We start from the raw sequence: 14,421 nt of genomic DNA on the forward strand, positions 1-14,421 counted from the left end.
ACCTGCTGGAAGCACTGCCGTGACGAACACCCCGACCACCCTGGCCGATTGGCTGGATTACATTGAACGCCAGCACCCGGCGACCATCGACATGGGCCTGGAGCGCGTGCGCGCCGTGGCCACGGCGATGGGTCTTGGCGCGCCGGCCGGGCGCACCATCGTGGTCGGTGGCACCAACGGCAAAGGCTCCACCGTGGCCTTCATCGAGGCCATCGGCCGTGCTGCCGGTTGGAAGGTGGGTGCCTACACCTCGCCGCACCTGCTGCGCTACAACGAGCGCGTGCGCATCGACGGGCAGGACGTGGACGATGCGGCGCTGGTTGCTGCGTTCAATGCCGTCGAAGCGGCACGCGGCGACACCACGCTGACCTATTTCGAGTACGGCACGCTCGCTGCTTTGCAGCTGTTCGCCGACGCCGGGCTGGACCTGGCGGTGCTGGAGGTGGGCCTGGGCGGCCGCCTGGATGCGGTCAACATCGTCGACGCCGATGTATCGGTGATCACCACCGTGGACATCGACCATGCCGAGTGGCTGGGCGAGGACCGCGAAGCGATCGGCGCCGAGAAGGCCGGCATCATCCGTGGCTGGAAGCCGGTGATCCTGGGCGAGACCGATCCGCCGTCCAGCGTGCTGGCGCGTGCCTATCTGGTCGGTGCCAACGCGATCCGCGGCGGCAGCGATTACTTCTACGAGCCGATCGACGCCCAGCGCTGGCGCTGGCGCGACGTCGGCCTGCGCATGGAGCTGCCGACCCCGGCGCTGGCCGGCCCGATCCAGCTGGCCAATGCCGGTGCTGCCATCGCCGCCCTGCGCGCGCTGGACAAGCCGGTGCCGCGTGCGGCGTGGGCCGCGGGCATCGCAGCAGCGCGTATCTCCGGCCGCATGCAGGCATTCGAGCGCGACGGCGTGCAGATCCGCGTGGACGTGGGCCACAACCCACAGGCGGCGGGCCAGCTGGCGCGTGCGCTGAAGGCCGAAGTGTCAGCCGGCCGCACCCTGGCGGTGTACGCCTCGTTGCAGGACAAGGACGCGGCGGGTGTGGTGCAGGCCCTGCAGGACGTGGTGGGCGAGTGGACCCTGGCCGGGCTGGACGGTCCGCGTGGGCAGAGCGCCGCTCAGCTGCAGGCACGCCTGAGCGGTACGGTGGCGGCCAAGGCACCGCTGGCCGATAGCGTCGAACAGGCCCTGGCGCAGGTGCTGGCCCAGGCTGAGCGGGGTGACCGGGTGTTGGTGTTCGGCTCCTTCCATACCGCCGCTGCGGCCCTGCAGTGGCTGCAGGGCGACGCCTGATCCGCGTTCAGCCAACGCCGACGCCGGCCGGTCCGGCACCCGTATAATCGACGGCAATCTCCGGACAGTTGCCTGCCTCACGTGGATACGCCTCTGAAACAGCGTCTGATTGGTGCCATCGTGCTGGTGGCACTGGCCGTGATTTTCCTGCCGATGCTGGTCAAGGGACCCGCACCCGACAGCGGTGTCGCCAATGTGCCGATCGCCGCGCCGGATGCGCCGGCCGATGGCCAGTTCGAAACCCGTGAGCTGCCGCTGGTCGCCCCGGCCGGTGGTGCCACCGGCCTGCAGACCGGGCAGGCCAAGCCGCTGCAGGAGGCTGCCACGCCGGCTACGCCGCCGACCGTGGACACCTCGCCGGCAGTCGCCGCCGGCAACTATGCGGTCACCTTCGGTGCCTACGGCAGCAAGGCCGACGCCGATGCGGTGATCGCCTACCTGAAGCGCTCGCAGCTGCCGGGCTTCGCTGAAACGGCCACCATCAACGGCCGCCAGGCATGGCGCGTGCGCGTTGGACCTTACGCCGACCGTGCCCAGGCCGAAGCGGCCCGCCTGCAGGCGGTGAAGATCCGTGCGGATGTGAAGGCCGAAGTGATCACCCTGGACGCGGCGGCCGGCAGCAGTACTCCGGTTGCGGCCGCCCCGGCACCGGCTGCGCCGAGCGCCAGCACCCCGTCCGCAGCTGTTGCGCCCTCGGCCAGCGGCAACCCGGTCCGCAGCGAAAGCCTGCCGCCGAGCACGCCAACGGCGACCGCGCCGCCGGCCGCCAAGCCGGAACCGCCGAAGCCGGCGCCGAAGCCCGAACCGAAGCCGGAGGCCACCGCCAGCAAGCCGGCGACGGTGCCGACCACACCGGCAGCACCGGCTGCCAGCGGCGTCGGCTTTGCCGTGCAGCTGGGCGCGTTCGGTCAGGCCAACGATGCCAATGCCCTGCGCGACAAGGTTCGTGCCGCTGGTTTCAGCGCTTTCGTCGAGCAGGTGCGCACGGACAAGGGAACCCTGCATCGCGTCCGCGTCGGGCCGGTGGCCAACCGCGCTGACGCCGAGCAGCTGAAGGCGCAGGTCGCCGCCAAGGTCGGCGTGGCCGGCATGGTCCGACCGCACCCATGACCCACGCGCAGCCCCGTTGCCAGCGCCGCCGAAGGAGCGGGGCGCCATGATCGACGTGGTGCTGCTGATCGTGATCGCCGCCTCGACCCTGCTGGGGATGCTGCGCGGCTTCGTCGGAATCGTCATCGGCACCCTGTCGTGGCTGCTGGCCGCGTGGGCGGCCTTCGCCTTCGGTAATGACGCGGCCCACTGGTGGGCCGCGCCGGCGGCCCCCGGAGGCGAGCACTTCGTCGGTGGCTACCTGGGGGTCGGCATCGGCGTGATGATCGTGGTCGCGGTGATCGGCATGGTCATCAAGGCCCTGGTCCACCGCAGCATGCTGACCAGCCTGGACCGCCTGCTGGGCGGGGTGCTGGGCGCGGTGCGAGGCGGCCTGATCGCCGCGGTCCTGCTGCTGCTGGGCAGCTTCACCCCGCTGACCGCCGAACCCTCCTGGCAGCGCTCGGCGGTGCGTCCGTTGCTGAACCCGACCGTGGCCTGGATGAACAGCAAACTGCCGCACTGGGAGGTTCCCGGGGCCGATCTGCTGCCCAAGGCCTTGCCGACCGACGCGCTGTCCCCATCTGCATTGATGGAGTTGGGCAAGAACGCAGGCGCCGGGTTGGGAAAGCCGGGCGCGGCAGGCGATAATGGCATCCTCAACCAGGTAGTGGCAGGCAGCGGATGGCTGCGGCCTGCGAAAGCGGAACAGGGCGATTCCTACGATCCGGCCGAAGTGCGCCCGGACGCTCCTGCACTGCCGGACAGTATCGAGCCGGGCGATCCGGCCAACGTCGACCGCGCGCGCGGCGACCACCGCGGCCAGGTACGGCCACCTTCCTTGTAACTGGGCACAGCCCAGCGGAGACCTCGCACCATGTGTGGCATCGTCGGAATCGTCGGCAACCAGAACGTCGCCGGGCAGTTGTATGACGGCTTGACCGTTCTCCAGCACCGTGGCCAGGATGCGGCGGGCATCGCCACCGCCAGCGGCAGCCGCCTGCGCGTGCAGAAGGCCACCGGCCTGGTCCGCGATGTGTTCGATGCCCGCACCATGTCCACCCTGGAAGGCAGCGTCGGCATCGCCCATGTGCGCTACCCGACCGCCGGTTCGGAAGGCATGGACGAGGCACAGCCGTTCTACGTCAATTCGCCGTACGGCATCGCGCTGGCCCACAACGGCAACCTGATCAACACCGAAGCGCTGCGCCAGCAGGTGTTCGAACAGGACCGCCGCAACGTCAACACCGATTCGGACAGCGAAGTGCTGCTGAACGTGTTCGCCTATGAACTGGAGCAGCAGCGCCAGCTCAGCCCGGAAGCCGCGATCCGCGCGGTGGCCGGCGTGCACCGCCGCTGCAAGGGTGGCTATGCGGTGGTCAGCGTGGTGCTGGGCCTGGGCCTGGTCGCCTTCCGCGATCCGCATGGCATCCGGCCGCTGGTACTGGGCAAGCGCAGCCACGCCGAAGGTGACGAGTACATCGTCGCCTCCGAGTCGGCCGCGCTGGACGTGCTGGGCTTCCAGCGCGTGCGCGACGTGCAGCCGGGCGAAGCGCTGGTGATCACCGCGCGTGGCGAGCTGTTCTCGGAAATCTGCGCCGAGCCGGCCGAGCACACCCCGTGCATCTTCGAATACGTGTACTTCGCGCGCCCGGATTCGATGATCGACAACGTCTCGGTGCACAAGGCGCGCATGCGCATGGGCATCAAGCTGGGCGAGAAGATCCTGCGCCTGCGCCCGGACCACGACATCGACACCATCATCCCGATCCCGGATACCTCGCGCGATGCCGCGCTGGAGATCTCCAACGTGCTCGGGGTGAAGTACCGCGAAGGCTTCATCAAGAACCGCTACATCGGCCGCACCTTCATCATGCCGGGCCAGGGCGAACGCGTGAAGTCGGTGCGCCGCAAGCTCAACCCGATCCACCTGGAGTTCCGCAACCGCGTGGTGCTGCTGGTGGACGATTCGATCGTGCGCGGCACCACCAGCCAGCAGATCGTGCAGATGGCCCGTGATGCGGGCGCGCGCAAGGTCTACCTGGCCAGCGCGGCACCGCCGGTGCGCTACCCGAACATCTACGGCATCGACATGCCGGCGGCCGAAGAGCTGGTCGCGCACAACCGCACCGTGGAAGAGATCGAAGCCCACCTGGGCTGCGACTGGCTGATCTACCAGGACCTGGAAGACATGGAAGCGGCGGTGAGCGAGGGCAACCCGGCGCTGCGCAACTTCGATTCGTCCTGCTTCAACGGCCACTACCCGACGGGTATCGAGCCGGGCTACTTCGAGCGCATCCAGCAACTGCGTTCGGACGACGCCAAGCACAAGCGCCGCGCCTGAGGTCCAGGCGTGGTCGATGTACCCGACGTTGGTGGCGACCTGCTGCGCGCTGCGCAGCAGTGCCTGGCCGAAGCCGACCCGCTGCGCAAGGTGGCGCTGACCCAGGCCTATGCCGCCGCGTTCCGTGCTGGCCGCCTGAAGGTGGCGGCCGACGCGCTACCGCCAGAGCCGATCCGCATGCCCGGCCGGCCGCCGCAGCTGGTGCTGGTGCATCCGCGTGAAGTGCCGCGGCGTGGACTGGGCGGAGTGGAAGGGCGTGCCGCCTTCATCCACGCCATCGCCCATATCGAACTCAACGCGATCGACCTGGCCTGGGATGCGGTATACCGCTTCCGTGGCCTGCCGCCGGCGTTCCATGCCGACTGGGTCAGCTGTGCCGACGACGAATCGCGGCACTTCATGCTGTTGCGCGAACGCCTGCAGGTGCATGGCCACGACTATGCCGATTTCCCAGCGCACAACGGCCTGTGGGAAATGTGCGAAAAGACCGCCCATGACGGCCTGGCACGCATGGCACTGGTGCCACGCGTGCTGGAGGCGCGCGGCCTGGACGTAACGCCCGGCATGATCGGGAAGCTGCGCAATGTCGGCGATGGCGAAACCGCCGATGTGCTGGAAGTGATCCTGCGCGAGGAAGTGGCGCACGTCGCTGCCGGTTCGCGCTGGTACCGCTGGTACTGCGACCGCGCCGCTGTCGAGCCGCGTGCGCGCTTCAAGGAACTGCTGGTGGAGTACGCCGGCGGCTACCTGCATGGGCCATTCAACATCGAAGCGCGCCTGCTGGCCGGGTTCGATGCGGATGAGTTGGCCAACCTGATTGAACAGGCCGGTTGAAGAAAAGGGGACGGAGGGGATTAAGTCGTTTGTGGCACAAACGACTTAATCCCCTCCGTCCCTTTTTTCATGCGTTCGGCAACACCACGCGCTTGCCATCCACCGTTGGCCGGTTGATGTAGAACAGGCCGGGACCCGGCCGGTACGGCAGTTCGCTGACGCCGGCATCGGCGGCGTAGGTCAGTGCGGTGTCGCCCAGTGCATCGAAGTTCCAGTGCGCCGACTGCATCAGGTAACGCCGTCGCAGCAGCGCCTCCTGTGTCTGCGTCAGCGGCTGTCCGGCCACCAGTCGGCGTGCAATCGGCTGCAGGGCGGACGGCAGCTCCCAGCCGGGAACTCCAGCGGCATTGGCGGTCCATTGCACGCCAGCATCGATGGCCTGCTGCTGCATCACCTGCAGTGCGATCAGCTGGTAACGCCAGTCGATGCGCCGACGCAGCACCACCGCGGCGGTCACATACAGCACCGGCGACAACAGCACGCTGCGGCTGCCGGCGCGACGCTGCTGCTGCCACTGGTGCCAGACATCCACCCAGATCTCCTTTTCACCCACGCCCAGCTGCTGCCGCCAGCGTTCGGCGTCGGCCTGCGTTTCGGCGTAGGCCGTGGTGGCCTGCAGCAACGCCAGTGGAGGGACCTGGTAGTCGGAAACCGCTGGGCGGCGCAGCTGCTGCCGGCGCGGACGGCTGAGCAGCTTGGGCCCTTCTTCCAGCTGGTTGTAGCCACCGCCGATGTTGGCGTGCACGCCGGGCAGGGCGATCTCGGTGAACGTTGGCGCGACGCTGGTCAATGGATAGTGTTGGCGATGCTCGTCACGCGCGGCCAGTTGCACGACGTGTGCCGCGATGCCACTGCGCAGGGCGAGCTGCGGGTGTTGATCGGCGCGGCCACCATTGACTGCAACCACGGTGTCGAACAGTCCGATGAAGCGCAGCACCGGCGTGACGGCGGCGAAGTCCGCAGTGCAGGGCAGGCCGGCGCCCTGCAGCAGCTGGCGCCAGCGCGCGCTGTCCCAGGCCTGCAGCTGGTTTGCGATATCACGTGCCGCGGCAGCACCGCGCGAATAGCCGAACAGATCCAGCTGCACGCCACGCAGCGGTCGCTGCCAGCGCGCGGACAGCTCGGCCAGTGCCGCCGGCAGCAGCACCTGCAGCGCGCGCTGCACTTTCGCGCGAACGCCACTGGCACCGATGCCGAAGGCCAGTCCGATCAGATCGTCATCGGCATCATCGCGGGTCCCCACGCCCTCGACATAGATCGACAGCGAAGGCGCGGCCATCGCATCGCGGCGGCTGTCCGGATACAGCTGCTGCAGGCGCGCGATGTTGGTCAGGCCGTTGTCGTAGCTGCTGGTCAGCCGGCTCTGGTAGGTCGAATCATCATCCGCGCGCAGCTGCGCCGGGCGTGGCTGCGGAACCTGTGGGCGACCGCGTGCCAGGTTGTGTGCGTTGTTGCGGGTGCCATCGAAGAACAGGCCGATCCGCAGCAAGCCGACATCTTCGTCCGTGTCCTGCGATGGTGCCATGTGCATTCCCCGTCGTGGCTGCGTCACGGTAGCGCGAAAGCGGTGTATTGGCGAAGTGTAGTGACGCTTTTGACCTTACTTAACGCAGATGCGGTCGATCACAGTTCCTGATTTTCATTCCCATCTTCTATTGAATTCACACGACCCGCGCAGGCCAGATGGCCAGACCCGGTAGACCCGGGCGTGCTGCATCAACGCTGTTCACATCATTCAAGGAGCGACGCAATGTTGTCCAGATCGATTGGCAAAGCGGCAGGTGGCCTGGTGTTGGGTTTGTCGGTGGCAGCGGCCGCGCATGCGGCACCGTTGTTCGAGCCGGTGACGGTCATCAGCCGCGCATCGGCAAACAGTGAGCCCGCGCTGGGCAAGCTGCTGGCCACCCCGTCCACCGCGACGGTACAGGAAGTGCGTGTCGACGCTGCTGCCACTGCGCAGCCGCAGCTGGAGTTCGAACTGCTTGGCCAGCGCGTGCAGGCGGTGCGCAGCAAGATGGAAGCCCTGCCCGATGGCGGCAGCATCTGGTACGGCCAGTTGCGCTCGCCGTCCGATCGGCTGACTGCCGCCACTTCGAATGGCCAGGATGATCCTGGTAATTCAGTGATCCTGGTGCGTTCGGGCAACACCCTCACCGGTTCGATCCGCAAGGACGGCAAGCTGTATCGCCTGCGCCCACTGGGCAACCGGCATGTACTGGTGGAAGTGGATGAATCGCGGATGCCGGCCGACCATCCGGCCGACTACAACCAGCTGCCGAAAATCCCGATGGGCAACAATGACCGCATCGGCATCGCGCAGGCCTCGTCCGGTACCCCGGCCACCATCCGCGTGCTGGTGGTGGCAACCAATGCAGCGGTAACGGCCTATGGCGGCAACATGCAGTCGCTGGTGCAGCTGGCGGTGGCCGAATCCAACCAGGGCTACGTCAACAGCAACGTGGGCATCACCCTGCAGCTGGCCGGCTATGAAACCACCAGCTACACCGAATCCGGCAACTTCACCACCGACCTGACCCGCTTCCGCAACACCAGCGACGGCTACATGGACAGCATCCACACCAGCCGCAACAACACTGCGGCCGATGTCGGCGTGCTGCTGATCAACAACACGAGCTACTGCGGGTTGGCCTCGGGCATCGGTTCGACGGCATCGACGGCGTTCGCGGCGGTGTACTGGGATTGCGCGACCGGCTATTACTCCTTCGCGCATGAGATCGGCCACCTGCAGAGTGCGCGGCACGATATCGCCAGTGATCCCAGCACGTCGCCCTATGCCTATGGGCACGGCTATCGCTACGAGCCGTCCTCCGGTTCGCGCTGGCGCACGATCATGGCTTATGACTGCTCGGCCGGCTGCCCGCGCCTGAACTACTGGTCCAACCCGAACATCAACTACAACGGCATCCCGATGGGCAATGCCAGCACCGCCGACAACCAGCGCGTGCTGGTCAATACCAAGGCCACCATCGCGGCCTTCCGCTGAGGCCAACCGCCGACCGAGGTCGGCGTCTACCCGGGTGCGTTCACCTGCCCTGGTAGATGCCAACCTTGGTTGGCACCCCGCGATCCATCATTCGCGCGCGAGCGTATCCAGCGACCAGCCGCCGGCATCCACGCGCAGCACCGATCCCTGTTCGTACCAGTCACCCAGCACGATGCGGTTGCAGGCGCGGCCACCGGCCTGCAGCGTGTGCACCGCCGGGCGATGGGTGTGGCCGTGGATCATGGTGTCCACGCCATGGCGCACGAAGGTGGCATCGACTTCGGCGGGTGACACGTCGGTTACCGACTCGAACTGCGCACGATCATCCTGCTTCATTTCCGACTGGCGGGCCTGGCTGGTTTCCCGGGCCTTCTGCGCGAAGGCGATGCGTGCGGCCAGCGGCTGCGACAGGAACTGCGCTTGGAACACCGGGTCGCGCGTCTGTGCACGGAACTGCTGGTAGGGGATGTCATCGGTGCACAGCAGGTCGCCGTGCTGCAGCAGCACCGGGCGGCCGTACAGCTCGATCACGCACGGGTCGGGCAGGATGCGCAGGCCGGCGCGGCGTGCGTAGTCCTCGCCGAGCAGGAAATCGCGGTTGCCTCGGATGAAGTATGCAGGCACGCCGCTGTCGGTCAGCACCTTCAACGCATCGGCCACCGCATCGGCGGCGGGCGAGGGGGTGTCGTCGCCGATCCAGGCTTCGAACAGGTCGCCGAGGATGTACAGCGCATCGGCGCCGGGCGCCTGCTCGCGCAGGAAGCGCAGGAACAGGTCGGTGATCTCCGGACGGCTGGGGTCCAGGTGCAGGTCGGAAATGAACAACGTGGTCATGCAGGCATTCTAGGGCATCCACCGCCGGGCATGGCCCGGCGCTACCGAAGGGATCTGACCCCGGGGGCTACACCGGCAGCGGCAACCAAGCCAGGCTGGCCGATGCCAGCAGGATGGCAATGCCGGTGGCGGCCAGTACATCGGACGGGTAGTGCAGGCCCAGCACCACCCGCGACAGCGCGACGCCGAAGGTGAACGGCACCAGCAGCGGCGCCAGCCACGGGTAGTAGGCCAGCGCGACGATGGTGAACGACACTGCGTGCAGGGTGTGCCCGGAGGGGAAGCTGAACTCGTCCAGCGGCGCCACCCAGGCACGGATGCGCAGATCGGCCGCATACGGGCGGGGGCGCCGTGTCCAGCGCTTGAGGCCCTTGTAGAGCAGCAGGGCGGCCAGGCCGGTGGCGGCCATGTGCACCGATGCACGCAGTCCGTCGAAGCCGTCCACCGCCACCAGCGCGCCCATCAGCACGTACCAGAACACGCCATCGCCGAGCCGGCTGATGACCGAGAACAGGCGACGCACGCGGCGACGCCGGCAGTAGTGGTTGGCCCGGCGGCAGAGCCGCGCCTCGCGGCCGGCCAGCAGCTCAAGCGGCGTGGTGCGCATGGCCGCTCCTCCGCGACTGGGCCAGCTCGGCCAGCAGGGCATCGAATTCGGCAACCACCTGCTGTGGATGCAGGCGCTTCATCGCACGCGCGGCGCTGCTGCCGAATTCGCGGCGCCGTGCATCATCGGCGGCCAGCTGCACAGCTGCCTCGATGAACTGCTCATCGTTTTCCACGGCCGCACCGTTCTCGCCATCACGCAGGTATTCGCGGGCCGCACCGTAGTCGAAAGCGACGGTGGCCAGGCCGCTGGCCATGCTTTCCAGGGTCACGTTGCCAAAGGTCTCGCTGCGGCTGGGGAACAGGAACAGGTCACCGCTTGCGAAATGCCGTGCCAGGGATTCGCCGCGCTGGATGCCGCAGAAAATGAAATCGGGGTTTTCATGTGCCAGTTTTTCGCGGGCCGGACCATCACCCACCCAGACGAAGCGGGCTTTGGGCCGGATCTGCTGCAGGCGGCGGAAGGCTCTCACCGCCAGGCCAAGGTTTTTTTCCGCAGCGATGCGGCCGACATGGATCGCGACCAGGCCGTTGCCGTCCACGCCCCATTCCTCGCGCAGCGCCGGGTCGCGCCGGCCCGGATCGAACTGCTGGCTGTCGACCGCGCGTGCCAGCAGGCGCACGCGTTCGAAGCCCTGTTCACCGAGGAACTGCTGCAGCTCGCGGGTGGGCACCAGGGTTGCATCGGCCTGGTTGTGGAACCGGCGCATCCAGCGCATCGCGGCAGCCTGCAGCCAGGCCACGCCGTAGTCGGGCAGGTACTCGTCGAAGCGGGTATGGAAACCACTGGCGACCGGAATGCCAAGGCGGCGCGCGGTGCGCAGCGCCGACCAGCCCAGCGGGCCTTCGGTGGCGATGTAGACCGCATCGGGACGCTGCTGCTGCCAGTGACGGTTGAGCCGGATCGGTGCAGGCAGGCCGAAGCGCAGGCCGGGGTAGCGCGGCAGTGCGGCGCCCGGCACCAGCAGCGTGCCCGGTGCCGAGTCCAGTGCTTCGCTGGTCTGGCGTGGCCGGATCAGGTCGATGTCATGGCCGGAATTGCGCAGTCCCTGCTCCAGGCCCTGCACGGTGAGGGCAACGCCGTTCACTTCCGGCGGGTAGGTCTCGGTGACGATGGCATAGCGCATGGCGGGCCTCCGGGTTTCCGGCATGCTCGGGCCTGGCGATGTAGCCGATATGACCGCTTTGCGACCACGGGATGACGGTGGTCAGGTCCCTGTACGAAGCCACGGCCCCGAAGGGCCGTGGCGGTCGTGCAGGGGGCGCGGTGGATCAGAAGCGCTGCTGGTATTTCATGTAGATGAAACGACCAATGTCGAAGCCACCGTAGTAGGAGAAGTTGGCGCTCGGCTGGCTGTACATGGCCGGTCCCTGGCGGCCGAACACATTGTTGGCACCGATCGAGACGGTCGCATCCCATGGCAGGTTGTAGCGCGCCTGCACGTCGTGGAAGGTGACCGATCCGCGACGGTTGTAGTCACGGCTGCCACTGAACCACGGCGCGCGCTGGCCCGGGTGCGAGCACTCACCCGGATACGTGGCTGCATCCAGGCAACGCTCCTTGACCGCGGAGAAATAGCGCAGGCCCCAGTTAAGGCCGAGGTTGCCACGCTCCCAGCCCAACGATGCGTTGGAGCGCACACGGAAGCCGATGCCGCCGTTGCTGGCGATGCCATTGCTGGGAATGGGCGGCGCATCCGCCTCGTTGGTGGTCCGTTCTTCCGCGGCGACCACATAGGTGGTCTTCCAGTCGGCGCTCAGCGTGCCCCAGGACGTTTCGATCTTGTGGCCGATCTCCAGGTCATAGCCTTCGGCCTGGCGGAACCCGCTGTTGCGGCTGCCATAGTTGAGCGTGTTGACGATGCCCAGTTCCGGGTCGCGGGTGAAACTGCCGCAGCGCTCGGCGATGCCCAGTTCGTAGCAGTCGCGGAGGATGTCGTTGGGATGGTCGGCGACGATGGTGTTGTCGATGCGGATCTTCCACCAGTCCAACGCAATGTTCAGTCCTTCGGCAAACGTCGGGCTCCAGACCAGCCCCAGCGTGCGGCTGGTCGAGGTTTCCGGCTTCAGGTCGGGATTGGAGCCGTTGGTGAAGGGCAGGGGCGTCTGCCCGCTGCTGCCGGTGATCGGCTCGTTGCCCTGGCCGAGCTGGCGGTAGCTGTCCGCGTTGGCGATGTCGGCGGCGCAACGTGCACGTACCTCCGGGCTGCTGGCGGCGGCGCCATAGACCGTATCGCAGGGGTCACGGAAGCCGGTGGTGAAGGTCTGCGAGCCGCCGCCGTACAGATTCGAGATGGTCGGCGCACGGAAACCCTGGGCCCAGGTGCCACGGACCAGCAACTGGTCGATCGGCTTCCACGAGATGCCGAACTTGCTGTTGAGGGTTCCGCCGAAGGTGGTGTAGTCCGAGTAGCGCGTTGCCATGTCCAGGGTCAGCTGGCGTGCACCGGGGAGGTCGCTCAGCACCGGCACGCTCAGCTCCAGATAGGCCTCGTCGACACGGTAGCCACCGCCGGTCGGGCCCGCCGCCAGGTTGGTGGTGGCGCCGGTCTGGGCCAGCGCGTCGGGAATGAAGCGACCCTCCTCGCGGCGGCTCTCCACACCCAGGGCGAAGCCCAGTTCCCCGGCGGGCAGCGTGGCAAGGCCGCCACTGAGGCTGGCGAACAGGTTGCGGGTGGTGTTGCGGCCACGGGTGAGTTCCTCGGGGAACAGCCAGTCCTGCAGTTCGCCATTGCCGGTCAGGCCGTACGGGTCCTCCTGGCCATACGGCACCAGTGGATTCCAGGGCTTGCAGCCGGCAATCGGTGCATCCGGTGTACCGCATTCCACCTTGCCGGTGGCCGGGTTGTAGAACGAAGGACCGGTGGAATCGGCAACGCGCTGCTTGTGCAGGTCGCCGGTGGCACGCTGCTCCAGCTCGCTGCGGTTGTACTGGTAGCCGGCTTCCCAATCGAAGTCGCGACCGGCGAACTGGAAGCTGCCTTCAAACGCTGCAATACCCTGCCAGGTGGTCAGTTCGCTGGTGCTGATGCGTGGAATCTCCCAGGTGCGGCGGTTCCAGTGCACGTCGCTTGGGCGTTCATAGCCGTGGTGGCGGCCGAACGGATTGAACCAGCTGTCGGCGGACATCGGCGTGATGCCGGCCGCACCGGACTGGAACGGATAGCCGGCAATCTGGCGCGTGGTGGTGCGTCGGTTGTAGGCCAGCTGGGTGTTGAAGCGGATCTGGTCGTTCAGATCCATGCGTGCATCGACGAAGAGCGAATCGCGCTTGATCGGCGTCTGCACGTGCATCTGTTCATTGCTGTTGCTGACATCACCGGTGAACGGTGTGTTGTCACTGAGGTGGAAGCTGTCCGGCCCGCCCGGCTGGCTGCCGCGATCGAGCGAATAGCTGCAGCCACGGGCGCTGCTGCAGCCCGGGCCCTTGAAGCCGACGATGCGCCCCCACTGCCCGACCGTGGTCCAGCCATCGTCCGGATGACGATCGGTATAGGTGTAGGCGCTGAAGCCGCGGTCCTTCGCCCAAACGCCCTTTTCTTCGACATGCTCGGCGGCGACACTGATCGAAGCGCGGTCATTCGACCAGCCGGCAACCACGTCGTACTGGGTGCGGGCACCATCGCCTTCGCTGAACTGCCCGTGGTAGACGTTGGCGGTCACGCCCTGGACGTTGCGCCGGGTGATGATGTTGACCACGCCGGCCATCGCGTCGGAACCGTAGATGGCCGAGGCGCCGTCCTTCAGCACTTCCATGCGTTCCACGGCAGCGGCGGGAATGCTGGATATATCCTGGTAACCCGAAGTGGTCATGCCCAGGCGCTTGCCGTTGACCAGCACCAGGGTGCGCTGTGCACCGAGGCCGCGCATGTCCACGTAGCTGCCGCCTGCGGCCTCGCCCGCACTGAGCGGGCTGGCACGGCTCAAGGCCGGGCTGCCGGTTGCGGTCAGGTTCTGCAGGATGTCGGCAACGGAATTGAAGCCCTGCCGCTCGATGTCGGCGCGGCTGATGGTCAGCACCGGCTGCGCGGTTTCCAGGTCGACCTGGCGGATGCGCGAACCGGTGATCTCGATACGGTCCAGCGTGGTGGCTTCCGGTGCGTGCTGGGCGAATGCGGGGAGGGCCAGTGCGGTGGTGGCCGTCATCGCCAGTGCACGACGGATCGCCAACCCGAGCTCGGGAATACGGATGGTCATGGGTCTCTCTCTCAGTCTTCGAAGTCTTCGGAACACAGCCAAGCGGGGCTGCGTCAACTCCACCGCGGCGGTGGATGTTCGAACCTAGTGAAGATGGATGGGGAGACGTATGGGCAAGCGACGAAAGCGCTGCAGACGGCCGTGACGCTTCTGCACAAAGCGGAAGCAAATCAATCGATTGCTCCAACCTGTGGCATCGCGGCGGACGCAGCGCAGAGGACC

Annotated in this window: 11 protein-coding genes; 6 read left to right on the forward strand and 5 right to left on the reverse strand. The window is 67.2% G+C overall.

The features are described 5' to 3' along the window. Positions 1-19 precede the first annotated feature (19 nt). The 5 genes from folC (at position 20) to ACZK2R_RS04070 (ending at position 5,558) form a co-directional block, all read left to right on the forward strand. Positions 20-1,291 carry a bifunctional tetrahydrofolate synthase/dihydrofolate synthase gene (gene folC / locus ACZK2R_RS04050; protein ID WP_180838309.1) on the forward strand — a complete coding sequence of 424 codons (1,272 nt, stop codon included), beginning with the start codon at positions 20-22 and terminating at the stop codon, positions 1,289-1,291. Between the two features lie 81 nt (positions 1,292-1,372). Continuing rightward, entirely contained in the window at positions 1,373-2,401 is a 1,029-nt protein-coding gene (locus tag ACZK2R_RS04055; RefSeq protein WP_180838310.1) for an SPOR domain-containing protein, read from the forward strand. A gap of 46 nt (positions 2,402-2,447) precedes the next feature. Continuing rightward, complete coding sequence (locus ACZK2R_RS04060) at positions 2,448-3,227, forward strand: CvpA family protein (protein WP_049400926.1); 780 nt, start codon at positions 2,448-2,450, stop codon at positions 3,225-3,227. A 30-nt stretch (positions 3,228-3,257) separates the two neighbouring features. Beyond that, positions 3,258-4,724, forward strand: coding sequence for an amidophosphoribosyltransferase (gene purF, locus ACZK2R_RS04065; RefSeq protein ID WP_032129068.1), 1,467 nt, complete (start codon positions 3,258-3,260; stop codon positions 4,722-4,724). Between the two features lie 9 nt (positions 4,725-4,733). Further along, positions 4,734-5,558 (forward strand): ferritin-like domain-containing protein, encoded by an 825-nt coding sequence (locus ACZK2R_RS04070; RefSeq protein WP_180838311.1) that lies wholly within the window; start codon positions 4,734-4,736, stop codon positions 5,556-5,558. A 67-nt stretch (positions 5,559-5,625) separates the two neighbouring features. Here the strand turns inward: ACZK2R_RS04070 and ACZK2R_RS04075 are convergent, their stop codons facing one another. Continuing rightward, the gene (locus tag ACZK2R_RS04075; RefSeq protein ID WP_180838312.1) at positions 5,626-7,083 is read right to left on the reverse strand and encodes a DUF2235 domain-containing protein; all 1,458 of its coding nucleotides are present in this window, start codon (positions 7,081-7,083) and stop codon (positions 5,626-5,628) included. A gap of 225 nt (positions 7,084-7,308) precedes the next feature. Between ACZK2R_RS04075 and ACZK2R_RS04080 the strand changes: the two genes are divergently transcribed. Further along, positions 7,309-8,562 carry a zinc-dependent metalloprotease gene (locus ACZK2R_RS04080; RefSeq protein ID WP_180838313.1) on the forward strand — a complete coding sequence of 418 codons (1,254 nt, stop codon included), beginning with the start codon at positions 7,309-7,311 and terminating at the stop codon, positions 8,560-8,562. An 87-nt stretch (positions 8,563-8,649) separates the two neighbouring features. Here ACZK2R_RS04080 and lpxH read toward each other — a convergent pair whose 3' ends face one another. The 4 genes from lpxH to ACZK2R_RS04100 all read right to left on the reverse strand — a co-directional run bounded on the left by lpxH (position 8,650) and on the right by ACZK2R_RS04100 (position 14,199). Next, positions 8,650-9,396 carry a UDP-2,3-diacylglucosamine diphosphatase gene (gene lpxH / locus ACZK2R_RS04085; RefSeq protein ID WP_125895363.1) on the reverse strand — a complete coding sequence of 249 codons (747 nt, stop codon included), beginning with the start codon at positions 9,394-9,396 and terminating at the stop codon, positions 8,650-8,652. 67 nt (positions 9,397-9,463) lie between these two features. Next, entirely contained in the window at positions 9,464-10,003 is a 540-nt protein-coding gene (locus tag ACZK2R_RS04090; RefSeq protein ID WP_180838314.1) for a phosphatase PAP2 family protein, read from the reverse strand. Continuing rightward, positions 9,984-11,129: a glycosyltransferase family 4 protein gene (locus ACZK2R_RS04095; RefSeq protein WP_125895362.1), complete on the reverse strand. Its 1,146-nt coding sequence runs from the start codon at positions 11,127-11,129 to the stop codon at positions 9,984-9,986. The genes ACZK2R_RS04090 and ACZK2R_RS04095 overlap by 20 nt, the downstream gene beginning before the upstream one ends. Positions 11,130-11,274: 145 nt before the next feature. Further along, positions 11,275-14,199 (reverse strand): TonB-dependent receptor domain-containing protein, encoded by a 2,925-nt coding sequence (locus ACZK2R_RS04100; protein WP_180838315.1) that lies wholly within the window; start codon positions 14,197-14,199, stop codon positions 11,275-11,277. Positions 14,200-14,421: the final 222 nt, after the last annotated feature.

It is taken from the genome of Stenotrophomonas sp. 96582_Sma (assembly GCF_056480905.1).